A 22,117-nucleotide genomic window follows, 5' to 3' on the forward strand; every position below is an offset into this window, starting at 1 on the left:
AAAGTGGAAAATACGAAAGCTGTTATGAAACCAGCGAGTATAACGATTAAGAAAAATGGCATAAAGAAGGTACGAAAGTTAAATGTAAAAGTTTTAGTAAGGGCGATTACTATACCGGTTATTATATTAATAATTTGGCAGTTGGCTGGCGTATTCGGTCTTGTTTCTAAAACAGTTTTACCAACACCATTAGATATTTTTCTAGCTTTCCAAGAGCTTATTAAAACAGGAGAGTTATTCGGCCATTTAAGTATTAGTGTATTCAGGGCTGCGGCTGGTTTCTTTATTGGTGGGGGCTTAGGAATCATTTTAGGAACGATTGTTGGATTTTCAACGAGAAGTGAGCAATATTTAGACCCATCTGTGCAAATGTTAAGAACTGTACCTCATTTAGCTGTTGCGCCGCTTTTCGTATTATGGTTCGGTTTTGGTGAAACATCAAAAGTGTTATTAATTGCAGATGGTGCATTTTTTCCTTTATACGTAAACGCATTTTTAGGTATTAGAGGTGTGGATTCAAAGTTATTTGATGTTGCGAGAGTGTTAGAGTTTAGTAAAAGAAAATTAATCACGAAACTAATTTTACCAGCTGCATTGCCTAACCTTTTACTAGGAGCAAGGTTATCGTTAGGTGTTGCGTGGGTGAGTTTAGTAGTTGCAGAACTTATGGGGTCTACAGAAGGTATTGGCTATATGATTATGGATGCAAGGCAATTTTCAAATACAGATATCGTATTTGTCGGCATAATTATATTTGCATTTGTTGGGAAGTTTTCTGACTCTCTAGTACGTTTACTAGAAGTGAAGTTTTTAAGATGGCGAGATAACTTTAAAGGTGAGACAGGGAATTAACATATAAATTATTAGGGGTAATTTATATAGAATGTGTTAGTATACGATTCAAAATAAATAAGGGGTGTGTAAAGGTATGGAATTATTATGGTTTATTCCGGCTTATGGAGATGGTCGATATTTAGGAACGACAAAACGAGGAAGAGCAGCTGAATATGGTTATTATAAGCAAGTTGCTGCGGCAGCTGATTATTTAGGATATACGGGTGTTTTACTTCCAACTGGTCAAGGATGTGAAGACCCTTGGGTGTTAGCTTCAGCTCTTGCTGCTGAAACAGAAAAACTAAAATTTTTAGTAGCAGTGAGACCAGGACTAATGTCCCCTACAGTTGCAGCGAGGATGGCATCTACATTTGATAGAATTTCACATGGGAGGCTGCTTATTAATGTAGTAGCTGGAGGAGATCCAGTTGAACTACAAGGAGATGGATTATATCTTGATCATGATGAAAGATATGAAGCAGCGGATGAATTTTTAAAAGTTTGGAAATCGACATTGCAAGGTGAAACGATCTCTTTAGAAGGAAAACATATTAAAGTTACAGATAGTAAAGTTGTATTCCCACCAGTTCAAATACCATATCCTCCTATATATTTCGGAGGATCGTCAGCTGCTGGAAAAGAAGTAGCAGCTGAACATAGTGATGTATATTTAACGTGGGGAGAGCCGCCAGAGCAAGTGAAAGAGAAAATAGAAGAAGTAAGAAAACTTGCAGAAGAGAAGGGGCGTACAGTGCGATTTGGCATTAGATTACACGTAATTGTAAGAGAAACAGAAGAAGAAGCATGGGAAGAGGCAGAACGTTTAATTCAATATGTGGATAATGAAACAATTGAGCTTGCTCAAAAGACATTTGCAAGATATGATTCGGTTGGTCAAAAACGGATGACCCATTTAAATAAAGGTACGAGAGAGTCGTTAGAGATAAGCCCTAATTTATGGGCTGGAATCGGACTTGTAAGAGGTGGGGCAGGTACTGCACTTGTAGGCAATCCGCATACAGTAGCAGAAAGGATAAAAGAATATGAATCGTTAGGAATTGATACGTTTGTTTTATCAGGATATCCGCATTTAGAAGAAGCGTATGAAGTGGCAGAATTGTTATTCCCATTATTGAAAGACGAGAAGAAAGAAGAAAATAAAATTGTTGGTGAAATGATTGCTGATGCATATGCATTAAAAAAATAGTGAGAAATAAAGTTTCACTTATTTATTGCTCCATTTTGTTTACTGCCTGTTAACACGGGATAAAAAACCCGCAAGTTATTCGCTTGCGGGTTTTCATCGTAAATTATTAGAAAATATGGTAAAATTAAAGGGTAACTTAAGGTGCGGTTGGTTGTTCAATTATCACTTCTCCGAGTAGGAGGGGGGTGATAATACGTGAGTGAAATAGCGTTGCTACTGCAAGGTGGACTGTTTCTCGTTGCATTGTTAACGTTCGTCGTCGTTTTAATAGACAAGCTCAAAAAATAACAACCCACCTATGCTTATAGAATGTGGGTTGTTTTGTTCGTAAGAAACAAATAGGATAAATGAACAATCCAATCTGCTAAGTTACGTGGACTAGTGTGTAGCCGCACACTAGTCTTTTTTATTTATATACAATTTATAATTGGTTTATGTGATTGTATTGTTCTTTTCATACTCATTATAACACAGTGTCTTTTCATCAAGAAAGGAGACCGTATGTTCTGGTTCCTGTTATATAGTAGGTGCTTTTTCTTTAAACAGCCCATCCATATACTGTTTTAAACTTTGGACATAAAATTTCTGCGTATTCACATTATTTACACCGACAATGGGTGATGGAAGGTCAAATCTTTTTTCTGATAAATGAACGACAACATCAAAAATGTCAAACAAACGAATAAAGCAAAACAAACCGTCTTTATCGCTAAGTAAAATAAAGTAATGATTTTCACTACTTGTATTTAGCGTATTCCATAAAGAACTTTTGCTTAAATCACGTACAATGCTTTTTTCTTTTAGTTCCACGAAATCTGCATTTGAGAGAATGGTAGAGATATCAATCGCATCTTGATCTTCAAAGTAGCCATCAACTGTTTGTACAGCGAATGTATAAGCCATTTTTAATATACTCATTTTATATTTACGGTTATCCAATAGCAATTCACGTTGAATAGAACTGGCTACTTTCGTTACACGTTCCTCTTTCCAAATTTCATTATGTAAGGAAATATCGTGCTTTTTACATAGTTTCATAATTAATGCATTAGAATAAAGAATTTCGTCGCTTACTTCGACAACATCAGTCTCAGCAGCTGCAAGTTCCTCACCGTGCTCATTCGTATAGAGTGGGGAATCAATTTGTCTTTTCATTTGTTCAATCTTAAATTGACTCAATTTATGCCTAATTAAAGGACGATCAATATTTGCTGTCATTTGTTCATGACAAGTATCACAAATTGAGTTTGTGAAATAATATCCACATAATATTTCTGGAATGACATATTGTTCACTAAGTTCTTTCGTATCTTTTCTGCAAATGATGCATTGTGTCATTTTTATCACCTTTACCTGCAAATTTGTATGTAATCTCATTGTAGTGTATTTATTGGTATTTTGGAATATTGTAAAGGAAAATATTATGTGAAATTCATACTTATTTTGGTACAATGAAGAGAAGTGCTAGTTTAAAGGAGGCCATTTTTTTGAAATCAAAAGTGCACTTTTGGACATTAGAAGTGCTAATGGTTGTAGGAATCATATTTATTTGCACAAAAATATCATTTTTATTTCAACCGATTGGTATCTTCATATCAACATTATTTTTCCCAATCTTAATCGCGCTTTTTTTATACTTCATATTTAATCCTGTATTAATCTTTTTGGAGAATAAAAAAGTACCTAGAAATTTAGCGATATTGCTGTTATATCTTTTTATCATAACATTAACTGCAGTTGGCGTTGGAGTAGTTGTTCCTACGATTTCACAACAGCTAATGGACTTAGTAAAAAATATGCCAGGCTACATAAAAGAAGGAAAAGTATACATACAAGAATTATCACATCATAGGTTGTTTGAATGGTTATCTACACAAAACTACGTTTCCATTGAAACAATTGAAAAAAATGCGATTGAATACTTAAAAGATATACCAAATACAATTACGTCGAGTGCAACGGCTTTATTTGGTATTATCACGAACGTTGCATTAGTTGTATTTACTGTACCGTTCATTTTATTTTACATGTTTAAAGATGGACATGCCTTTCCAGGGAAAGCGGTAAGTTTATTACCAGAGTCTTACCGTGAAGAGGGGCTTCGTATCATTAAGGAAACGAACGAAACATTATCTGCATATATTCAAGGGCAAGCGCTCGTTTGTATATTTGTAGGTGCGTTTACTTTTATCGGTTATTTAATTATCGATTTACCGTACGCTTTCGTTTTAGGAATTATTGCAGCATTTACAAACATCATTCCTAACTTAGGTCCATTTATCGGAGCAGCACCAGCTGTTATTGTAGGACTGTTCGTATCTCCGATGCAAGCCTTATACGTAATTATTATCGTAACAATTGTACAACAGTTTGAAAGTAATATTATTTCACCACGTATTATGAGCTCGAAATTAAACATCCACCCATTAACAATTATTATCCTAATTTTAGGGGTAGGTAACTTTGCTGGAATCATCGGAATGATTTTAGCAGTACCAGTTTATGCAGTAACAAAAACAGTTGTTTCAAACTTAGTGAGATTGTTTAAAACGAAGAGAAGTAATCGGAAATAGTAAAACCTGAGAAAGATACACCTCTTTTTAAGTGGTGTATCTTTTGTTTATAAAAAAATAATTAAAAGCAGGTTGATTTGATTTTATTATATATTTTTTATACATCAAATTCAGCGATGAACTTGTGTGACATAAGCTCTATAAAACTATGTGGAATCCCTCTGAACTATCCAAATCATTTTCTTACAGCGTGCTATCATCATCATAATCGACTCCTTTCAATTCTATATAGTTAAACGATTAAAGGTGAGTGTAGTATTTGCTTCTACGATCTCGAATTTCATCAATAACTTGTTTATATTGTCTTTCTTGTTTTAATTCATTTTGAGATATTGTTTCTTTTTGAATCGTAATCGTTAAAAAGAATAGGTGAAACTTCATATGTGAATTCCTCCTTTCGAATTGGAATTACAGATGACTACAGTAATGACTTTGTCTTTCTTTTACAGAATCCATAGCCTGATTAATTTGTCGTTCATGAAGCATTTCAGACTCAGAAAATTTATTTTTTTGAATGGTAATGGTTAAAAAGAATACTTTAAATTTCATAAAATAATTGCCCCTTTATAAGTGATTTAGAAAAAACGAGTGTAATAAGAAATTACAGGTGACTACAGTAATGACTTTGTCTTTCTTTTACAGAATCCATAGCCTGATTAATTTGTCGCTCATGAAGCATTTCAGACTCGGAAAATTTATTTTTTTGAATGGTAATGGTTAAAAAGAATACTTTAAATTTCATAGGATAATTACCCCTTTATAAGTGGTTTAGAAAAGACGAGTGTAATAAGAAGATTGAAGCTCTTTTACTTCGTCCATAATGTTTTGAATGTGTTGTTCACGTAAAATCTCTTTCTGTGAGAGCTTACGTTTTTGAATAGTGATTGTTAAAAAGAATGCTTTAAATTTCATGAATATATTACCCCTTTAAAATATATTTTTAATACATTTGAGTGTAGTATGAACTTTTAATGTCAGTTATTTTATCAGTCAGTTGTTTTAACTGTTGTTTACGATTGATTTCATTTTCAGATAAATTATTTTTTTGAAGTACAGTCGTAAAAAAGAAAATATGAAAAGTCATAAATGAATTCCTCCTTTCGAAAAGGAATTACAGGTGATCACAGTAAAGTGCTTGGCGCTCCTTAACATCATTCATAGCTTTTTCAATTTGCTCATTATGAAGAATTTCATCTTTGGAAATTATATTTCTTTGAATCGTAATACTTAAAAACAATACGCTAATAGTCATTGAATGTTGCTCCTTTCTTAGAAAAATAATGTAAGAGACTAAAAAATCGCGCAAAAAAACCACAGGAAGATACAGTTCTCCTATGGCTGGGCGTGAAAAAGCCACAGGAAAGTATACGGCCTCCTGTGGCGAATTTATGAATTAAATGAAATAAAGTACGATTTTCAATTCTCCATTAGGGTGGTCGAATTCATATTTAATTGTCCAGAAAACACAGGTGCAGTTAACGCTAAAGTTAATGCATGTAATTGTAATTTCATCATTTCCTTCGACCTCCTTTTAGAATTTTTTTCTTACGTTAGTAAGTATATACAATTAATGGATAATTGTAAACGTAAAAAATGAAAATTTTTAATTTTGATTAAAATGCGTATATTTAAAAGGGATTTGAAAGTAAATATTGTAATTAACGAAATATCGATAAAAATGGGGGATGCTAAATGAAATATATGCATCATAACATGATCGTTATGCTAACAATTTTTTTATTCATTGCGGCTTGTTCTAATGGAGAAAGAATAAAAGATATATATGATATTAGGTCAGATGATTTTAAGAAATATACTGGGACATACGTTGGTAATAATTCAGATGTGGTTGCAATTGTTAATCATTTACCCGGTGGTGGAACAGTTCAAAGTATAAGTTTAGAAAATGAAAATATAAAAGTGAACTATGGCGCAAAAGAAAGTGGGGCTCTTACAGAAGAAATGATTGAGACGTATTGGTTTGATGAGAAGGATACGATGAAGAAGAATTTTTTCTTTAATGCTATATATTTAGTGATTTTAGTGCCAAATGCAAAAATTTATGAGTTTCAGGTAGAGAATAAAAACTTTAAGATAACGAGGGAAGAAATGTTATCAATTTTGCATAGAATATTCGATGATTTTCCAAAAGAAAAAGATATATGGGATAAAAATAAAGTTATAAAGTTCTTTAACGGCAATGAAGAAAAAATTAAAATGCTTGTGGAAGATAAAGATTTTCGGAAATCTTTATTTGCTAAATATCCAGTGAGCCAGTTGAAATAATGGAGGGGAGAAGATGGAGTTAGTATACAAAATTTCTTATCATAGAATGCAGGACCTTTATTACAATTTTTGAAAGAAGACATTCCGTACATCCCGCATGTAACAGTCGGAAGAAAAGAAAGTGCCAAATTAGCTGCTGAAGTAGTGAAGGAGATTCCTAGTTTTCATGGGAAGTTAAATTGTGTGATTGATAGAATAAGCGTGGAGCGAATTGAAGAGAACGGGGAATCAATTATTGAATTTGAAGTGCCATTTTTAAAAAGCTGACAAAAGTCAGCTTTTTATTTCGTAGCATGAAGTAATGCACCAATTGCACCGCTATTACCACCATCTTGTAAAAAGATTGGTGTTTTATTTTGATATTCGGTGTAGCTACTTATAATATGTTGAAGTTGTACGTTATTACATAAAGTCGAACCAATATAAATAATATGTTTAATGTTTTTTGTTTCAGCGAATTGAAGGCTTAATGCAGTAACGACTTCACCGACAAGTCCTTGTATAGTAGCAAGTATGTCTGAGCTATTATATTTCGATTCTGAAATAGCGGCTTTACCAAAATTGCTAGCAGTTAAGCTATTATCAATAGGTGAGAGAATACCACCATAAATATCTCCAACCGTAATATCTAGTTCTTTTCTAGATCCTACTTTTGTTAGAGGAATTACATCTTCAAAATGATCTATATTTGTTAACAATTTTGAAAGTCCCATAATAGTCCCACCGCCAACTCCGGTTCCACCAGCGCGAATATATTGTTCATTATAAACATAATGGATAGAAGTACCTGTACCGATATTGGTTAAAATAAAATTGTTTATAGTGTGTTTTTCTTCTTTTAATATGTATTGGACACCTGCAAGAGTAGATTCAAATTCGTTTAGCTCTATTATTTTATATGAACCTGTAAGCAGATGCTGTAATAGTTTCGATTTACCACCCGTAATACATATTTGTTTTATGCCATTGTTGTTTTTAATCCAATCTATTATTTTATGTTGTTCATGTGAATAAAATTTTTCAAAAGTTAATAGCTTTTTTTCGTTAAAATAAGCTATTTTCGTTAATGTGCCTCCAGCATCGATACCGATAGTACGTTCCATTTTCCTGCTCCTAACTACGTAATATGTTTTCCTATTTACTTAATTGGTTGAGAATAGATATTTCCAACTGATATAAGGAACACTTTAATCTGCTTGATATATTAATAGTTTTTCTATAGTTACAATAGGCTGGTCGTTTACAGTTGCAATACCTTTACCAAGAATAAAACCTCGGCGATTGCGCGTTAGCTCATAATGTAAATCAAGTTTATCACCGGGATATGCTTTTCCGTGGAATTCAACTCCATCTAAAGAGGAGAGAAATCCTAGTCCTTCAGAATCACTTGTATGTACAAATGCACTAAGCTGGGCAAGTGATTCTACAATTAACATATGAGGCATATGTTTTTGACTATCATTTATAAACCATTCGTTATTTGTAATGAGTTTATATCCTGTAACGGATTCACCTTGTTTTACATTTGTTACTTTATCAATCATTAAAAATGGATAACGATGGGGAAGCGTGTCTTTAATATGCATATGAAAGTACCTCCAATTAATAATACCCCTGCTAAAGTTAAGCAGGGGAGTGGGAACTAATTTTTAACTAATTCATCTACTTTTTCAAGGACGAAAATGCCGCTATTTCTAATATTTTCAACAACTTGTTGCAACACTTCTTTATCTTGAACGAGTGCAATACGTACGAAGCCTTCTCCATGAGGTCCAAATGCATGACCAGGTGTAACAACGACATTCGCACGATCCATTAATGCATAAGCGAAGTCTAGAGAAGTCCATCCTTGTGGAATTTCAGCCCAGACAAACATACTACCAGCTGGCTTATCGACATTCCAGCCAAATGTTCGGAATCCATCGACTAAAGTATCTCTCCGTTCTTGATAAATATCGCGGTTTTTCTCACAAAATGCAGCGCCATTTCTTAGTGCTACAGATGCCGCTTTTTGAATTGGTAAAAATACACCGTAATCGGTATTAGATTTAAATTGAGTAAGTGCACGAACAATTTCTTCGTTTCCAATCATATATCCAATACGGCTACCTGCTAAACTATAACTTTTTGACAAAGAATTGATTTCTACACCAACTTCTTTAGCACCAGGTACAGAGAGAAAGCTAATTGGCTTATTACCATCGAAATAAAATTCAGCATAAGCAAAATCATGGACAACGATAATATTATGCTTTTTCGCGAATGCGATTACTTCTTTAAAGAAATCTTCATGAGCCATTGCTGGAACGGGATTCCCTGGGAAGTTTAAAATCATCATCTTCGCTTGATCGGCAATTTCTTCAGGGATGACTTCTAAGTCTGGTAAGAAATCATTCTCTTTCTTTAAAGGCATGTAGTAAGATGTTGCACCAGCCATTTGAATACCTGTTTCATAAGCTGTATATCCTGGATCAGGAACTAATATAATATCACCTGGATTTGCATAAACCATAGGTAAATGAACGAGCCCGTCTTGTGAACCCATTAATAATAAAACTTCTTTATCCGCATTTAATAAAACGTTATGAGTGTTGTTGTAATATTCAGTTACAGCTTCGTGAAATTCTTGAATACCTGATAATGTATACCCATAGCTCTCTTTTTCACTCGCTGTATGTACCATTGTTTCTCTTACAAAATCAGCGGGCGGCATATCAGGATTTCCGATGCTCAAATCAATCATGTTATGACCTGCTGCAATTTTTTCTTTTTTATAGGCTCCTAATTCACTAAATATAGAAGATTGGAATGCTTTCATTCTAGTTGCTAACGTGTAAGTCATCAAAACCCCTCCTAAAAACAGTGCTTTCATTCTGCGTTTTTAATTATTCTGAAAACACATGTTTACATTTTATCATTTTTTTATGAAAATTAAAACGATTGACAAATTTAGAGGGAGGATTAGCCTATTTTGAAAAGTAACGATGTAAATAGCGTAGATGTGTTAATTGAAATGTCTATTATAGGATTCATTTTATATAACTTAAGATATTTTCTAGTTTTTATTAAGTATATTTCTCATGTTTTGAATGAAAAAGAATACGAAAACAAGGGCTATTTTTGTGGACGATTTCTAAAGTGAAATAACGCAGAAAATATTTTCTGCGTCTCCTCTGAAATGTAATCATTTCTTTTTATATGTGCATAATTTTTCGGCTGTCAAAAAGTATACATTTAATGTACCGTCGGCAACTTTTAAAGTTTGGTCCGATGTAAATGAATTACCATAATCAATGTGATATACATTAGAATTTTTGACAAATGAGCCTTTATATAAATCGTCTTTATTCTTTGTTGTTTGCATTTCTACTAAATTTTGCACAATTTCCTCTTTATTTTCTTTTTTGACAACTGTTTCAAATTTATAATATACAGGGCATTCACCTTTTTTATTGTCAACGACTTCCCAAGAACCGTATATATCGTTATTGCTGCATCCACTAAGTAGGATGATTAGTATAGGAATTGTAAGTAGAACCTTTTTCATTTTGTGCTCCTTTCTTTTAAATTTGAATAAACGTGCGAATACGATAGGGATATTATAATAAATAAAGTTTAAATTTTTTTAAAGAATTATTTAATTTCATATAAAAATTTAGGAGAAATTAAATAAGCATGAATCTAGTGTAAAGTCAGATTCATGCTAGTACTATAGCCTATGTTATGTCTTTTTTGAGGATAAATAAAGAGGAAAGCAGAATCACTATTCCATTTAATATATATACGCTTGCGGTCATAAAGGCTAACGTACCTGCGCCAAATCCTGCTTTATCGAATATAGAAGCAAATGTTGCGATAGTCAAAAAGATAATGGGAGTCAGTAGTAAAAATATGAAACCTGCCACGATTCTTTTTTTAAAACTATGTCCAGATAAGGAAATGGCTAAAAAGTTTAGGATGCTAAACAGAGCAATTGCAAAGAGCAGGACAATAAATACTTCGATGCCATCAGACATTTTACCACTCCTTTTATAAAGAGTACTTTTTATAATCTATTCGAAATAAAAGGGGGATACTCCTTTAGGTAATTTCAATAAACGTAATAAATAGGCGTATTATAAAACAAAGAAGTATGGATTCAATATTAGACCCATACTTCTTTGTTTATTTTATAAATTTGCAGATTGCGAATGCTGTTTTTCATAATGTTTCTGCTTAGAAAGGGAAATAGAAATAATCAATAATGAAACGACTCCAAAGATGAGAACCATATATTGTAACCCAATTGTATCTAAGAAGAAGCCTGTGCCAAGTAAGACGATTTGGAACATAACCCTCTCAAACATATTACGGAATGAGAAGAGGCGACCGTGATAACTTTTTTCCACTTTCGTTTGGAAAATCGTCGACATAATAGGGAAGAAGCAGCCAACACTAAACCCAAACAAACCAAATGATGTAAGAGCCATCCATTTTATATCGCTAAAGAACAATGACAGATGTGCAAAAGCAGTACAAACTGCGAAGAAATATAGTAATTTTTCAGGTTTGAAATGATCAGATAGACGTTTAATTACGAAGGCACCTAACATAAATGCGACACCTTCAATTGTATATATGAACCCTTTAATCGTAGGATCATGTTGCATTTCGCTAATGTTAATAACCATTAAATTAAACCCAGCTATAAATAATAGAGGGATGATACTTAATATAAGTGCTGTAAAAGCAATAGGAATTCCTTTTAAAATACGAAATACTTCCATAAAGCTATTATCTTTTGCAGCTTGTTTACTTGGTGTTGTTGATTTCTTGTCTTCGAATTGTAGGAAGAAAGTCGAGAGGAATAATAAGGCGTATGCTGCCATTGAGAAGGCATACATGTACTGTAAACTCATCACAACTAAAAGAATTCCACCTAGTGAAGTGCCTGCAATACGAGCAATTGTACCAACATTCATATGTACACCGTTCATTTGTAATAACTCATGCTCACGTACGATGAGTGGAATTACAGATTGTAATGCAGGGAAATAAAATGCTGCTGAAATTTGAAGAGCAACCATAAATGCGATCATAAATGCGATACTTTCAAATTGAATAGCAAAAAACATGAAAATAACACTTAAAACTCGACCAAACCCAGCGTAAAGAAGAACTTTTTTCTTTTCATACTGATCGATGACACGGCCAGCCATAGGTCCAACTAGAACACCGGCTAATAGTCCGATAAATAATATAACTGATTTCATGAAATCAGAAGGGACATATTTTTGCATAAATTCAAGGTTGCCAAGAATACCAAGCCATAATCCTAGACCTGCAATAAACTCCCCAATTAGAACAATCCAAACGTTTTTATTACGCCACATAACATAAAACCTCTCCGTCTTTTAAAAATGAAAAACTCGTATATAAAACCTCCTTATTTATGCACTATTTTCATACGAACTTTTTTAGAGTCAGAGTCTATATTACGTGTTTCATAATTGGATTTCAATCTTTTTGATTTGTCAAAAATTTGATGTGTTAATTGATGAAATAAGTGAATCAAAACGTAAAAAATTTATGATTAAAGCTAATAGAAAGTAAGGATACATATAAAAAAGCAAGAACGTATAACTACGCCTCGCTTTTCTCAAGTACAAAATTAAATATTAGATTCACTTAGCAACATTTACGCTCTTGTCCAATAGCTAAAGCGCTAAAAGATAATGGGCCAACAACTTCTGCGCTTGCACCACTAGTAAGGTTTTCTACAGTTAATGAATATTCGTGTGTTCCACTGCTAACGTTTTGATCTATAGCTTGAAATGTTTGTACGTAGAATTGTTCAGAATCTGTAGATTCAATACCTACTTGTGCATTAAAAATTTCAATGTTATCACGGAAAATTCGGAATAAAACTTGTGAAGTCTCAGTTATACCTTCTACACCAATTGTAGCGATTAATTCTACTCGATTATTTCGTGAATCTCTACTTGAAATTCTCAATTTTAAATTTGCTAAAATTGCTTTATTTGGAGAAGCTGGGATTGCAAAAGTTGTTTCACCAGTTTTACTTATAGGCTGAGTAGCTTGGTAATCAATGATATGAGTCATATTCTTCACCTCCTCATATACTAGAATATGAAAATAGTGAAGAATTAGCTTGGACAAATACTGGATTATTTAATAGAGTCAACAATAATTATTGAAAAGAAGAAATTCACATAAAAGCATTAAGAATATATCACAATAAGATGATATTTTTCTTAATGCTTTTTGTAATTAAGCAGAATATTCTTCTTTACGTACTTCAAAAAATTCATTACGTCGCAAGTAATTATAAATTTTCTCTGAAACCTCTTCTTCTTCAGACACTAAGAAACGATGATCAAAAGCGTAGAAAGATTGACCTTTAATTAATTTTACGTAATACATATTAAACGCCTCCTGACACTAGATTATTACTTGCTTCATATTATGATGGCCTATATGTCTGCTAAAAATACTTGGAGTTTCAAAGGGGATAAGTAAAGAAATGAAAGAGCTTACAATTCTGTAAGGTTTATGTCACCTTTTTCGATAGTTTGTATTTACCAGTTTCTTCTATAATGCAAATAGGTTACATAAAATAAGGGGGTAAAAAGATGGATGAAATAATTGGAGAAGTTGTGGCTGGTATTTGTGAATTTGTAGTGGAAGTAACAGCAGATGCTATAGGAAATTTAGTTTCTGGAAATGATGAGGAAAAAGAAACATTATAATAATTTGTAAAAGAATAAAGTTGATCAAATTATAAAGGCTGATTTCTAAAGGGAAATCAGCTTTTTTATTTTTTACATTATATTAACTTAATTTGAATATTCATTTGTTATCATATTTAAGAAGCCTATATAAGGAGGTGAATAAACAAATATGTCGAATTCAGGGCCTGATTTATCTGTTTCTCGTTTGATTGTGGTAAATATAGAGGAAAAAGAATATCATTTTATTGTTCGTGAACATCCGATTGTAGGGAAATTTATATCGCTATTTGAAAATGGGAAAGAATACGGTTTAATAGATAAACAAATCGCTAATAAAGATAAATTTATTACATCGGAGCTTACTAAGTTAGATTATTTTAATATAGATGTTTTATATCTTACACCTGGGTGGATATGGATTGGTATGGATCAATTTGGTTTACATGCTCGTGAGGCTACTTATAACGAAGTAGATGTTATTATGAAGTTGAAAGAGGATTTATATTATATAGATATATACGAAGAAATAAAAATGTAGTAAATATTTATTCAGGTTAGGGGGGAAGTTCCCATAGCCTTTTTTTTGTTTAATAATAAAATGCAAAATTATATTATTTTAATGAAAGGTAAATATGATAAGAAGTGAGATGAAAAGAGGATTTGAAAATACATTAAGAGAATTGTAATAATTATATGAGTCGTATATGTAAATAACAATAGAAAGAAGATGATAATATGAGTAAAGAAGAGCTTGTGAAAAAACAGTTTGGCAGCAATGCAGATAAATATGTAAATAGTAAAATACATGCTAAAGGACTGGATTTACAATATGTAGTTCAACAAGTTGAGTCTCGTCATAATAATCGTCTTCTTGATGTTGCTACTGGTGGCGGGCATGTGGCAAATATGTTAGCACCTATGTTTGAAGAAGTAGTTGCACTTGATTTAACAGAACAGATGTTAGAAAAAGCAAAAGTTTTTATAAAGCAGAATGGTCATGAAAATGTATCTTTTGTAGCAGGAAATGCAGAGAATTTACCATTTGCAGACCATTTTTTTGATACAATTACATGCCGGATTGCAGCCCATCATTTTACGAGTCCGGCTCAATTTATTTATGAAGTAAATCGTACGTTGGAGGATAATGGATTATTCATCTTAATAGATAATGTTTCGCCAGAAAATAATGAATATGATACATTTTATAATTTTATAGAAAAAAAGCGTGACCCAAGTCATGAACGAGCTCTAAAAAAGACAGAATGGCTTACTTTATTAGAAAAAAATGGTTTGCAAATGCAGTCATGTCTTACTTTTGATAAGAAGTTTGATTTTGACTGGTGGTGTAATATGATGGATGTCCCTTTACAAAAGCGTGAAAAATTAACAGAATGTATGATGAAAGCACCAAACGAAATGAAGGAATATTTTAATATTCAATTTAAAAATAATAAAGTAGAATCGTTCTATACTGAAATGGCTATGTTTATATGTAAAAAAAGTATAACGTTAAAAAGATAAATGTGTTGCAGTCTTTCTGAAGTACGATATACTTAGTACAGAGAAACTGAGAATTGAGGAATAGTTATAATGATTCGTGTACGCATTGAAGGTACTGAGGAAGAAATGCTTGAATTTATGGGGAAAATGCCAGACATTCCTGGATTTGAAAAGACACATATGAGAGAGCCGAGAAAAGGAAATAACCCGAAATACGATTCAAGTAAAAATGTACTTGCATATTTGTCTTATAAAAAGATTGAAGTCGCCAATAAATAGGCGGCTTTTTTAGTTTGCGCTGTTTCACCGCCTTGTCTTTTTCACATAATAATGATAGTAGATTATGCTGAAGAGGGGTGAGAATAGTTAATAAGAAAATTATCTTTTTTGGAGACTTTGGTATTGATGACGCCGTAGCGTTAATTTATGCAAATAAAACATGTAAATTAGATATTCTAGGTATTGTTGCTGAGTACGGGAATGTATCACGAGATATCGTTACGGAAAATGTTTATTTTTTAGAAAGGTACTATGCTACACAAGTGAAAATTATTGAAGGTGCGAGTAGACCGATGACAGCTGAAGAGCCTTTGTTTTTCCCTGAAATCCACGGGGATCACGGTTTAGGTCCTATTATTCCACCTGAGATGAGAATTTGTAAACGAGAAAATTTTTGTGAATTAATCAAATTAATCGAACCTTGTCCAGAAGATATTATAATTGTGGCGACAGGGAGACTAACGACGCTTGCTACGTTATTTTTATTGTATCCAAATATAATGGATCGTATTTGTTCGTATTATATAATGGGCGGCGCTTTCCTATTTCCAGGTAATGTTACACCAGTATCTGAAGCGAATTTTTATGGTGATCCAATTGCAGCAAATATTGTTATGAAATATGCGAAAAACGCTAGCATATACCCGTTAAATGTAACACAGGGCGCGCTTATTACGCCTGAAATGGCCAATATAATAGATAAACAAGGAACTGGACAGGCGAAACTCATTAAACCAATGATTGATTTTTATTATGAGAACTTCTATAAAAAAGAATATCCGGGTATTGGTGGAAGTCCTATACACGATTTACTACCGTTTATCTCGTTTATAGATGACAGTATTTTCGAATATAAAAAATCGGCAGTGTGGATTAGTACGACAAATGATGTGACTAGGGGCCAAAGTGTAGCAGACTTTAGAAAAATAGCTGAGCCAACAAGGTTTGATAATCGGCCGATTCAAAGAATTGCTGTTGGTTTTAACTATGCAGCTTTTAAAGAAGAGTTTATGCGAACAATATTGAAGCCAGATTGTCCTTAATGTGTGTAATAACAAGTCGGATAAATCGTTAGTTCAAAAAAAGGTTTAATCTGTGTGTATTATTCTCAAAAATCTTAAAGTTGAACAACATGAATAACTTATGAAAAATGTCACATAACTAATGGTAAGCAATTGTTTCTAATTATATTTTGATTGGTGAAATGCAAAGGAGGTTATTATATGATTTGGTCTTTAATCGTCGGTGGTATATTAGGATGGCTTGCGAGCTTAATTACTGGAAAGGACGTACCTGGTGGTGTAATTGGTAATATTATTGCTGGTATTATCGGTTCTTGGGTTGGTTCGAAATTACTTGGTAGTTTTGGTCCAGTCATTGGCGGATATGCAATTATTCCAGCTTTAATCGGTGCGATCATTTTGATTTTCATCGTAAGCTTCTTATTACGAGCAATGCGAAAATGAATGTAAGGGCTGTTTACATTTGTAAGCAGTCCTTTTTATATGTTATGCTAGTATTATACAATCAGGAGGTGTCAGCATTGAAAACATTTACAGTAAATTTCCATCAAGAAGATAATGCTAAAGCGACAACAGTACATAAATTAAGTGAAGAGGACTTTAACAAAGCAACAGAAAAAGGCACTCGTCATCTATTTGATTTAGATACAAACGTTGGATTCTTCGTATTCTTTGACGCAGAAGATGCAGAAGGAAACGATCAATACTTAATGTTACAATACGAAGGTGATCATGAAGAGCCAACTGCGTGCTACGGATTTGATTTAAAACTATACTATCAATTTTTAGCACTGTACTTAAACGATCTTGAGTTCCAAGGTGAAACAGATGAGGAAGAGGAAGAATACGGTCCAATTCATCATTTAGCGCATTTACTTTATCATATTGTTGAAGATGGTAAATCAATCGAAGTGTAATATACATATTTGAAGCTGCCCTTTTTGGGCAGCTTTTTTATATGACATTGGAATGGTGTACTGTGAGCTAAATAAAGTGAAACTTTAATCAGTGGGGGGTGTTCATCCCCACTGATTATCAGCCCTCACCAATCGGGCTTTTACGGACAGCAGGGCCCCCACCTAACTTCTTTGTTTCCGCTGAATTTTGAGGTGGGGATCTTACTGCCCGGCAAATAGCGGGATAAATTAATAATAGAAATTTATTTATTACTTTCATGTTAGCATCGTAAAACACCTGTTATAATGATTGTAATTAAATTCATGGAGGCTAATTTTATGCTTGTAGATGTAAAAGCTTTTATTAAAGCTGCAGGTTTAACATGTATTTCATCATTAAGTGGAGATAACACGTTTGCTTATAATTTTGAAACTGTAAAAAATACTATCGCTACATTTTTTAAGAAGCTAAGATTTACCGTATAATTTTATTTCAATCAGTAGGAAAAGAGTAATCACTTCCTACTGGTTTTTTTCTGTTTCAAGGAGCTGTTGTGAGAGCATGTTTTAAGTTATAGATAGAGGATATTATCATTGAGAAGAGAAGGTTTAAATAAGGAGATGAAAATGGTTTCGTTTATCAAGAGGTAGTTACTTCGGATATAACAGACTTGGTTACTTTTTAGAAACAGCTTTTGTAATATATTTTGTACAAGCTTTTGGAGAGAGTGAAGCACTGACTTTTTGGAACAAACATAATTTGAAAAGTAATGTAATGGGTTGGTTAACGAAATGAATAAGATGCAATAGGGGGTAAAAATGATGAAAATATATTTAAAAATAGTTATGTTATTTTTGGTGTTTACATGTATGTTTGCGCTAGTCGCATGTAAAGGGACAGACGAAAAAAAGGAAACAAATCCAACCTCGGAAAATAATAAAAATGAACAAAGTAATTTTTCAGAAGAACAGAAAAATCCTGAAGCAAAACCAAGCAATGAAAAAACAACAAAACCATCGCCTGACCCAGATTCGAAAAATAGAACACTTAATCAAAAATCAATTAACCACGTTAAAGATTTGTTTGAACTCGCAAAAGAAGGAAAAGTACCTAATGTACCATTTGGAGCCCATACAGGGGATATTGAAGAAATTGAAAAAGCGTGGGGGAAAGCAAATAAAACCGAATATGCAGGGAACGGAATGTACGCAACTTTTACAAATAAAAATATTGTTTTCGGATTTAATAAAGGGTCACAAGTTTTTGATGTACGCTCATATCATGCAGAACTAAAATTGATTACATTACAAGAAATTGAAAAAGCATTAGGAAAACCATCTTCAGTTAAAGAGAATGGTGAAGATAAAATATATGTATACAAAGTAAATAACCAGTATGAGCTGAAATTTGTCATTCCAAAATCGACTGGTAAGGTAGATCATATTTCTGTATTTTCACCAGAGGATAGTATTAATAAAATGGCAGGATAAGAAATTAAGTGATTTCAAAAACACCTCACTTTCCTTAAGTGAGGTGTTTTTAGTTGTAAATAAGGAACGTCTCCTGCCATATAAAACATACTTTCATACGCGAAATACTTCACTTTTGTTTTTTAATATTCATCCAATAAGAAATATTGATCTACTGAAAAAGTAGTAACCTATAAATTATGTGTAGGCTGGTTCATGATTTTTTTACGTTCTAAATTTTGAACAAACAGTGCTTGAACAATACCTCCAATTAATAAGAAACTAGCACAAATATAAAACAGCATACTTCCATGTAACTTACTTAATAAAACTGCACCAATAACTGGTCCGCACGTTCGAGATATATCCCAGTGTATACCGTAAATTGAAAAATATAAACCACGTTTATTGTGAGGTGCAATTTCTGAAACGAATCGTAATAAGTGGTTTAGAGCAATACTTTCTCCAATGACTAAAAAGAGTAAGGTGAAGAACAACGAGAATATCGTCGTTGAATAACTAAAGCCAACTGCAGCTATTGTATAGCAGGCGTAAGAAATAAGGATGATTTTCGCCATAGAAAATCGTTCAGACCATTTTACGAGGAAGATTTGTAGAATGATTTCCAAAATGGCTTTGCATGTTGAAATAAATGCGAGTATGAATACGAGATTAGGAAATACATGTTCTGCAAAAATACGATAATTCGTCTCAGTTTGTGCATAAAAAAAGCTAATAGGAAGTGTAGAAACCATAAGACCGAATATGGCATAATGTTTAAAAATAAATTGCTTTGGTGAACTTGCCTCAACTGTTTGTTTCGACTTACTCATAGGTGGAACGGTTTCTGGGAGCTGGGTCCAAACAACAACGGCATATATCGTAAGGGTTACACTTTGCACAATAAATAAATATTCTGGGTGAGTATTATAAAAACTTGCACCGATTAAAGGGCCGACTACGGATCCAATTGCTCCCATTGTTTGTAGGAGAGCAAAAACTTCTGCTTGCTGCTCTTGTTTTGTTAAATCAGCAATTTGTGCACGCTGAGCTGGAATGTATAAGGAACGGCCAATACCATTAATGACATATAACAGTGCAAATATAAAAACAGATTGAGCGAAAACGAAACTGCCGATTGCAACACCTTGTAGTAATAATCCGAGTAACATAATCTTTTTCCGGCCATATTTATCAGTAATTCCTCCAGCAATAAGTGTAAATAAAATGTCTGAAAGTGGCTGTAATCCGAAAATTAGCATAGTTATAATTATATTGCCGTTTAACATTTTATTGACGTAAATAATCATAATGAGAGCTAACATAGATTCAGTCGTTCGGGTTAATAATTCACCGCACAATCTAATAAAAATAGGTTTATTGTAACGAAGTAAGAGATAATTCAATATTAATTCCTCCTTTCTATATTGAAATGATAAGATGAAAGGAGAGTTGGAAAAAGGGTAGAAACTATAGGGAGGATTTTTCACCTTTTAGGGGGAGTATGATGTTTATTTTAGATCAATACATTGAACTATGGATTGCTTATGGAAAAGGGAAAAAAGAGGGAGAACGATTGGAAGTAACAGTGCAAAATATATCTGGTACATTATTTTGTACAGAGCGTAATAGTAAATTAATTATAAAAAAATTAGATGAGTTAAATTGGATCAAGTGGTTTCCAGGTCGCGGCAGAGGAAATCGGTCTAAGTTAATATTTCAAAAGCACCCGATATCTTTAATTTTAGATAGAGGAAAAGAAATAACGAAAAAAGGGGATGTGAAAAGCGGAAGTATATTTGTGGAACGCTATAGCTCACATTTTCCATCGGTAAAGGGAGAATATCATTCCTGGGTGGATTCAATATTTGGTCATAAGGTTGAAATGACATCTGAAGGGAGAAGAGATGTACTCCGGTTGCAAGTACAAATGAATTTAGATATCACATTAGATCCTGTATACGCTACAATGCGCTCAGAATGCCATATGGTAAAACATATATTCGACACACTCGTGTATGTAGACGGTAATACAAACATTATAGAGCCAAGACTTGCATTTCACTGGGAATATAATGACGCTGAAAAAATATGGACGTTTTACTTACGAAAAGGAGTTCACTTTCATAATGGAAAACAACTTACTGCACATGATGTTATATACTCGTTGAATCGATTTATGAAGCTGGAAAATAATGCACACGCATGGATGTTACAACACGTTGAAAGTATCCGTTCAGTGGATGACTACGTTTTCGAAATTCAATTACATACAGAAAATCGAATGTTTTTACATATGCTAAGTGCAGAACAGTGTTCTATCGTGAATGAAGATGAAGCAGGAGGGCTAATTGGAACCGGGCCTTTTCAATTATATAAAAGTAATGAAAATCTGTTCATTTTAGAAGGACATCCTTTATATTTTCGTGAAAGACCTTTTTTAGATCGTGTTGAGTTGTGGAATGTAGAACAAGGTGTAAGTACATACGATGTTTTAGTAAAGGCGCAGTATAAAGATAAAGAAAAACATAATAAAGAATTGTCTCGGCTTGAGTCGAACGTGACATATATAACATGTAATCTTACGAAAGAAGGACCAATGCAAGATGCGTTATTTCGGAAAGCGTTATATAACATCATTCATGGTTATACAATCGTTCAAGAACTCGGCGGAGAACGTGGAGAAGTGGCAAAAAAACTAATATTAGCAGGTGAAAGCATTGTAGAGATTGAGGAAGATGTAGAAAGTTTAATTAAAAGGAGTACTTATCATAATGAAGTGCTACAACTCTACACATTTACAGGACGAGATCATGTTGAAGATGCACAGTGGATACAAAAAGAGTGTGCGAAATACGGGATTCGTGTAGAAAATAATTTTCTTGATATAGAAGAGCTATTGGAAGTAAGTACGATACAAAAGGCCGATATGATGCATGATAGTGCCACAATTAGTGAACGAATAGAAGATAGTCTATTATATATGTTTCTTACAAAAAATAGTTTTATTCATGGACAAAGCAGCATGGACTTTCATGAAAAGTTGTCTCCTTATTTTAGACAAGAAGAATTAGAGAAAAGAGTTACACTGTTACGCGATATCGAGGATACTTTGTTACGTCAAATTCATATTATTCCTTTATATCGTAATAAACAAGAGGTAAGTACACATGAAAAAGTTCAAAATATAATGATTAATTCACAAGGTTGGATTGATTTTTATAATATTTGGTTTAAGTCTTGATATATAAGGGCTTTTGCACATTTTCATAAGGTGTGTAAGAGCCTTTTTTGTATGTAGGAATAGGTTTGTTTTACA

Annotated in this window: 30 protein-coding genes and 2 pseudogenes; 16 read left to right on the top strand and 16 right to left on the bottom strand. The window is 33.0% G+C overall.

The window, feature by feature from the left end:
* Nucleotides 1-3 precede the first annotated feature (3 nt).
* The 3 genes from AB6801_RS16915 to AB6801_RS16925 all read left to right on the top strand — a co-directional run bounded on the left by AB6801_RS16915 (nt 4) and on the right by AB6801_RS16925 (nt 2,329).
* Nucleotides 4-852, top strand: coding sequence for an ABC transporter permease (locus AB6801_RS16915; RefSeq protein WP_000432134.1), 849 nt, complete (start codon nt 4-6; stop codon nt 850-852).
* A 76-nt stretch (nt 853-928) separates the two neighbouring features.
* Nucleotides 929-2,041 (top strand): FMNH2-dependent alkanesulfonate monooxygenase, encoded by a 1,113-nt coding sequence (gene ssuD / locus AB6801_RS16920; protein ID WP_000422258.1) that lies wholly within the window; start codon nt 929-931, stop codon nt 2,039-2,041.
* Between the two features lie 195 nt (nt 2,042-2,236).
* Nucleotides 2,237-2,329: a putative holin-like toxin gene (locus AB6801_RS16925; RefSeq protein WP_001289320.1), complete on the top strand. Its 93-nt coding sequence runs from the start codon at nt 2,237-2,239 to the stop codon at nt 2,327-2,329.
* 228 nt (nt 2,330-2,557) lie between these two features.
* Here AB6801_RS16925 and AB6801_RS16930 read toward each other — a convergent pair whose 3' ends face one another.
* Nucleotides 2,558-3,379: an HNH endonuclease gene (locus tag AB6801_RS16930; RefSeq protein ID WP_097999401.1), complete on the bottom strand. Its 822-nt coding sequence runs from the start codon at nt 3,377-3,379 to the stop codon at nt 2,558-2,560.
* Between the two features lie 149 nt (nt 3,380-3,528).
* Between AB6801_RS16930 and AB6801_RS16935 the strand changes: the two genes are divergently transcribed.
* A complete protein-coding gene (locus tag AB6801_RS16935) occupies nt 3,529-4,614 on the top strand; it encodes an AI-2E family transporter (RefSeq protein ID WP_000837892.1) in 1,086 nt (361 codons plus the stop codon).
* Between the two features lie 240 nt (nt 4,615-4,854).
* Here AB6801_RS16935 and AB6801_RS16940 read toward each other — a convergent pair whose 3' ends face one another.
* From AB6801_RS16940 to AB6801_RS16965, 6 genes are read right to left on the bottom strand one after another with little or no spacing between them, the layout of a single operon-like run.
* Nucleotides 4,855-4,995, bottom strand: a complete 141-nt coding sequence (locus tag AB6801_RS16940) for a YrzI family small protein (RefSeq protein ID WP_000668497.1) — start codon at nt 4,993-4,995, stop codon at nt 4,855-4,857.
* A gap of 27 nt (nt 4,996-5,022) precedes the next feature.
* The gene (locus AB6801_RS16945; RefSeq protein ID WP_000669805.1) at nt 5,023-5,163 is read right to left on the bottom strand and encodes a YrzI family small protein; all 141 of its coding nucleotides are present in this window, start codon (nt 5,161-5,163) and stop codon (nt 5,023-5,025) included.
* 52 nt (nt 5,164-5,215) lie between these two features.
* Nucleotides 5,216-5,356: a YrzI family small protein gene (locus tag AB6801_RS16950; RefSeq protein WP_000669805.1), complete on the bottom strand. Its 141-nt coding sequence runs from the start codon at nt 5,354-5,356 to the stop codon at nt 5,216-5,218.
* 26 nt (nt 5,357-5,382) lie between these two features.
* Nucleotides 5,383-5,526: a YrzI family small protein gene (locus AB6801_RS16955; protein ID WP_000668961.1), complete on the bottom strand. Its 144-nt coding sequence runs from the start codon at nt 5,524-5,526 to the stop codon at nt 5,383-5,385.
* A 28-nt stretch (nt 5,527-5,554) separates the two neighbouring features.
* Nucleotides 5,555-5,698: a YrzI family small protein gene (locus AB6801_RS16960; RefSeq protein WP_000142715.1), complete on the bottom strand. Its 144-nt coding sequence runs from the start codon at nt 5,696-5,698 to the stop codon at nt 5,555-5,557.
* A 27-nt stretch (nt 5,699-5,725) separates the two neighbouring features.
* Nucleotides 5,726-5,866: a YrzI family small protein gene (locus AB6801_RS16965; protein WP_000156176.1), complete on the bottom strand. Its 141-nt coding sequence runs from the start codon at nt 5,864-5,866 to the stop codon at nt 5,726-5,728.
* 440 nt (nt 5,867-6,306) lie between these two features.
* Between AB6801_RS16965 and AB6801_RS16970 the strand changes: the two genes are divergently transcribed.
* Nucleotides 6,307-6,900 carry a DUF4825 domain-containing protein gene (locus tag AB6801_RS16970; protein WP_000876535.1) on the top strand — a complete coding sequence of 198 codons (594 nt, stop codon included), beginning with the start codon at nt 6,307-6,309 and terminating at the stop codon, nt 6,898-6,900.
* Nucleotides 6,901-6,951: 51 nt separating this feature from the next.
* Nucleotides 6,952-7,167, top strand: a pseudogene (locus AB6801_RS16975) (2'-5' RNA ligase family protein); the annotation flags it as partial.
* 14 nt (nt 7,168-7,181) lie between these two features.
* Here AB6801_RS16975 and coaW read toward each other — a convergent pair.
* The 8 genes from coaW to AB6801_RS17015 all read right to left on the bottom strand — a co-directional run bounded on the left by coaW (nt 7,182) and on the right by AB6801_RS17015 (nt 13,323).
* On the bottom strand, nt 7,182-8,003 hold the full coding sequence (coaW, locus tag AB6801_RS16980) for a type II pantothenate kinase (RefSeq protein ID WP_000442493.1): 822 nt from the start codon (nt 8,001-8,003) through the stop codon (nt 7,182-7,184).
* Between the two features lie 84 nt (nt 8,004-8,087).
* A complete protein-coding gene (locus AB6801_RS16985) occupies nt 8,088-8,486 on the bottom strand; it encodes a 3-hydroxyacyl-ACP dehydratase FabZ family protein (RefSeq protein ID WP_000547659.1) in 399 nt (132 codons plus the stop codon).
* Between the two features lie 56 nt (nt 8,487-8,542).
* Nucleotides 8,543-9,742 carry an LL-diaminopimelate aminotransferase gene (locus tag AB6801_RS16990; RefSeq protein ID WP_000222700.1) on the bottom strand — a complete coding sequence of 400 codons (1,200 nt, stop codon included), beginning with the start codon at nt 9,740-9,742 and terminating at the stop codon, nt 8,543-8,545.
* A gap of 342 nt (nt 9,743-10,084) precedes the next feature.
* Entirely contained in the window at nt 10,085-10,447 is a 363-nt protein-coding gene (locus tag AB6801_RS16995; protein WP_000757017.1) for a hypothetical protein, read from the bottom strand.
* A gap of 169 nt (nt 10,448-10,616) precedes the next feature.
* A complete protein-coding gene (locus tag AB6801_RS17000; RefSeq protein ID WP_001279464.1) occupies nt 10,617-10,916 on the bottom strand; it encodes a hypothetical protein in 300 nt (99 codons plus the stop codon).
* A 153-nt stretch (nt 10,917-11,069) separates the two neighbouring features.
* On the bottom strand, nt 11,070-12,272 hold the full coding sequence (locus tag AB6801_RS17005; protein WP_000269261.1) for an MFS transporter: 1,203 nt from the start codon (nt 12,270-12,272) through the stop codon (nt 11,070-11,072).
* A gap of 295 nt (nt 12,273-12,567) precedes the next feature.
* Nucleotides 12,568-13,002 carry an exosporium protein ExsC gene (gene exsC, locus AB6801_RS17010; RefSeq protein ID WP_000148797.1) on the bottom strand — a complete coding sequence of 145 codons (435 nt, stop codon included), beginning with the start codon at nt 13,000-13,002 and terminating at the stop codon, nt 12,568-12,570.
* A 168-nt stretch (nt 13,003-13,170) separates the two neighbouring features.
* Nucleotides 13,171-13,323 carry a YqbF domain-containing protein gene (locus AB6801_RS17015; protein WP_000291905.1) on the bottom strand — a complete coding sequence of 51 codons (153 nt, stop codon included), beginning with the start codon at nt 13,321-13,323 and terminating at the stop codon, nt 13,171-13,173.
* Between the two features lie 477 nt (nt 13,324-13,800).
* Here AB6801_RS17015 and AB6801_RS17020 point away from each other — a divergent pair, with 477 nt between their 5' ends.
* The 9 genes and pseudogenes from AB6801_RS17020 (at nt 13,801) to AB6801_RS17060 (ending at nt 18,819) form a co-directional block, all read left to right on the top strand.
* A complete protein-coding gene (locus AB6801_RS17020) occupies nt 13,801-14,169 on the top strand; it encodes a hypothetical protein (RefSeq protein ID WP_000071478.1) in 369 nt (122 codons plus the stop codon).
* 197 nt (nt 14,170-14,366) lie between these two features.
* On the top strand, nt 14,367-15,152 hold the full coding sequence (locus AB6801_RS17025) for a class I SAM-dependent methyltransferase (RefSeq protein ID WP_000031303.1): 786 nt from the start codon (nt 14,367-14,369) through the stop codon (nt 15,150-15,152).
* A 69-nt stretch (nt 15,153-15,221) separates the two neighbouring features.
* Nucleotides 15,222-15,410, top strand: coding sequence for a DUF3970 family protein (locus tag AB6801_RS17030; protein ID WP_000621885.1), 189 nt, complete (start codon nt 15,222-15,224; stop codon nt 15,408-15,410).
* A gap of 77 nt (nt 15,411-15,487) precedes the next feature.
* Entirely contained in the window at nt 15,488-16,453 is a 966-nt protein-coding gene (locus AB6801_RS17035) for a nucleoside hydrolase (protein ID WP_001223680.1), read from the top strand.
* A 180-nt stretch (nt 16,454-16,633) separates the two neighbouring features.
* Nucleotides 16,634-16,876, top strand: coding sequence for a GlsB/YeaQ/YmgE family stress response membrane protein (locus AB6801_RS17040; protein ID WP_000638306.1), 243 nt, complete (start codon nt 16,634-16,636; stop codon nt 16,874-16,876).
* 77 nt (nt 16,877-16,953) lie between these two features.
* Nucleotides 16,954-17,349 (top strand): hypothetical protein, encoded by a 396-nt coding sequence (locus AB6801_RS17045; RefSeq protein WP_000847587.1) that lies wholly within the window; start codon nt 16,954-16,956, stop codon nt 17,347-17,349.
* A 318-nt stretch (nt 17,350-17,667) separates the two neighbouring features.
* A complete protein-coding gene (locus AB6801_RS17050) occupies nt 17,668-17,814 on the top strand; it encodes a hypothetical protein (protein ID WP_000959548.1) in 147 nt (48 codons plus the stop codon).
* A gap of 139 nt (nt 17,815-17,953) precedes the next feature.
* A pseudogene (locus AB6801_RS17055) lies at nt 17,954-18,124 on the top strand (aminopeptidase); the annotation flags it as partial.
* A gap of 23 nt (nt 18,125-18,147) precedes the next feature.
* Nucleotides 18,148-18,819 carry a YjgB family protein gene (locus tag AB6801_RS17060; RefSeq protein ID WP_002098287.1) on the top strand — a complete coding sequence of 224 codons (672 nt, stop codon included), beginning with the start codon at nt 18,148-18,150 and terminating at the stop codon, nt 18,817-18,819.
* A gap of 170 nt (nt 18,820-18,989) precedes the next feature.
* Here AB6801_RS17060 and AB6801_RS17065 read toward each other — a convergent pair whose 3' ends face one another.
* Nucleotides 18,990-20,204 carry an MDR family MFS transporter gene (locus AB6801_RS17065; protein ID WP_097999400.1) on the bottom strand — a complete coding sequence of 405 codons (1,215 nt, stop codon included), beginning with the start codon at nt 20,202-20,204 and terminating at the stop codon, nt 18,990-18,992.
* Between the two features lie 101 nt (nt 20,205-20,305).
* Here AB6801_RS17065 and AB6801_RS17070 point away from each other — a divergent pair, with 101 nt between their 5' ends.
* Entirely contained in the window at nt 20,306-22,042 is a 1,737-nt protein-coding gene (locus AB6801_RS17070; RefSeq protein WP_000470202.1) for an ABC transporter substrate-binding protein, read from the top strand.
* Nucleotides 22,043-22,117: the final 75 nt, after the last annotated feature.

It is taken from the genome of Bacillus sp. RCC_6_1 (assembly GCF_041360755.1).
GTDB classification, from domain to species: domain Bacteria; phylum Bacillota; class Bacilli; order Bacillales; family Bacillaceae_G; genus Bacillus_A; species Bacillus_A cereus.

What these genes read in the sequence shown, in the direction of transcription:
- ssuD (WP_000422258.1), top strand. Translation starts at nt 929, where the DNA reads ATGGAATTATTATGGTTTATTCCGGCTTATGGAGATGGTCGATATTTA.
- AB6801_RS16930 (WP_097999401.1), bottom strand. Translation starts at nt 3,379, where the DNA reads ATGACACAATGCATCATTTGCAGAAAAGATACGAAAGAACTTAGTGAA.
- AB6801_RS16940 (WP_000668497.1), bottom strand. Translation starts at nt 4,995, where the DNA reads ATGAAGTTTCACCTATTCTTTTTAACGATTACGATTCAAAAAGAAACA.
- AB6801_RS16945 (WP_000669805.1), bottom strand. Translation starts at nt 5,163, where the DNA reads ATGAAATTTAAAGTATTCTTTTTAACCATTACCATTCAAAAAAATAAA.
- AB6801_RS16950 (WP_000669805.1), bottom strand. Translation starts at nt 5,356, where the DNA reads ATGAAATTTAAAGTATTCTTTTTAACCATTACCATTCAAAAAAATAAA.
- AB6801_RS16955 (WP_000668961.1), bottom strand. Translation starts at nt 5,526, where the DNA reads ATGAAATTTAAAGCATTCTTTTTAACAATCACTATTCAAAAACGTAAG.
- AB6801_RS16960 (WP_000142715.1), bottom strand. Translation starts at nt 5,698, where the DNA reads ATGACTTTTCATATTTTCTTTTTTACGACTGTACTTCAAAAAAATAAT.
- AB6801_RS16965 (WP_000156176.1), bottom strand. Translation starts at nt 5,866, where the DNA reads ATGACTATTAGCGTATTGTTTTTAAGTATTACGATTCAAAGAAATATA.
- AB6801_RS16970 (WP_000876535.1), top strand. Translation starts at nt 6,307, where the DNA reads ATGAAATATATGCATCATAACATGATCGTTATGCTAACAATTTTTTTA.
- coaW (WP_000442493.1), bottom strand. Translation starts at nt 8,003, where the DNA reads ATGGAACGTACTATCGGTATCGATGCTGGAGGCACATTAACGAAAATA.
- AB6801_RS16985 (WP_000547659.1), bottom strand. Translation starts at nt 8,486, where the DNA reads ATGCATATTAAAGACACGCTTCCCCATCGTTATCCATTTTTAATGATT.
- AB6801_RS16990 (WP_000222700.1), bottom strand. Translation starts at nt 9,742, where the DNA reads ATGACTTACACGTTAGCAACTAGAATGAAAGCATTCCAATCTTCTATA.
- AB6801_RS16995 (WP_000757017.1), bottom strand. Translation starts at nt 10,447, where the DNA reads ATGAAAAAGGTTCTACTTACAATTCCTATACTAATCATCCTACTTAGT.
- AB6801_RS17000 (WP_001279464.1), bottom strand. Translation starts at nt 10,916, where the DNA reads ATGTCTGATGGCATCGAAGTATTTATTGTCCTGCTCTTTGCAATTGCT.
- AB6801_RS17005 (WP_000269261.1), bottom strand. Translation starts at nt 12,272, where the DNA reads ATGTGGCGTAATAAAAACGTTTGGATTGTTCTAATTGGGGAGTTTATT.
- exsC (WP_000148797.1), bottom strand. Translation starts at nt 13,002, where the DNA reads ATGACTCATATCATTGATTACCAAGCTACTCAGCCTATAAGTAAAACT.
- AB6801_RS17015 (WP_000291905.1), bottom strand. Translation starts at nt 13,323, where the DNA reads ATGTATTACGTAAAATTAATTAAAGGTCAATCTTTCTACGCTTTTGAT.
- AB6801_RS17020 (WP_000071478.1), top strand. Translation starts at nt 13,801, where the DNA reads ATGTCGAATTCAGGGCCTGATTTATCTGTTTCTCGTTTGATTGTGGTA.
- AB6801_RS17025 (WP_000031303.1), top strand. Translation starts at nt 14,367, where the DNA reads ATGAGTAAAGAAGAGCTTGTGAAAAAACAGTTTGGCAGCAATGCAGAT.
- AB6801_RS17030 (WP_000621885.1), top strand. Translation starts at nt 15,222, where the DNA reads ATGATTCGTGTACGCATTGAAGGTACTGAGGAAGAAATGCTTGAATTT.
- AB6801_RS17040 (WP_000638306.1), top strand. Translation starts at nt 16,634, where the DNA reads ATGATTTGGTCTTTAATCGTCGGTGGTATATTAGGATGGCTTGCGAGC.
- AB6801_RS17050 (WP_000959548.1), top strand. Translation starts at nt 17,668, where the DNA reads ATGCTTGTAGATGTAAAAGCTTTTATTAAAGCTGCAGGTTTAACATGT.
- AB6801_RS17060 (WP_002098287.1), top strand. Translation starts at nt 18,148, where the DNA reads ATGATGAAAATATATTTAAAAATAGTTATGTTATTTTTGGTGTTTACA.
- AB6801_RS17070 (WP_000470202.1), top strand. Translation starts at nt 20,306, where the DNA reads ATGTTTATTTTAGATCAATACATTGAACTATGGATTGCTTATGGAAAA.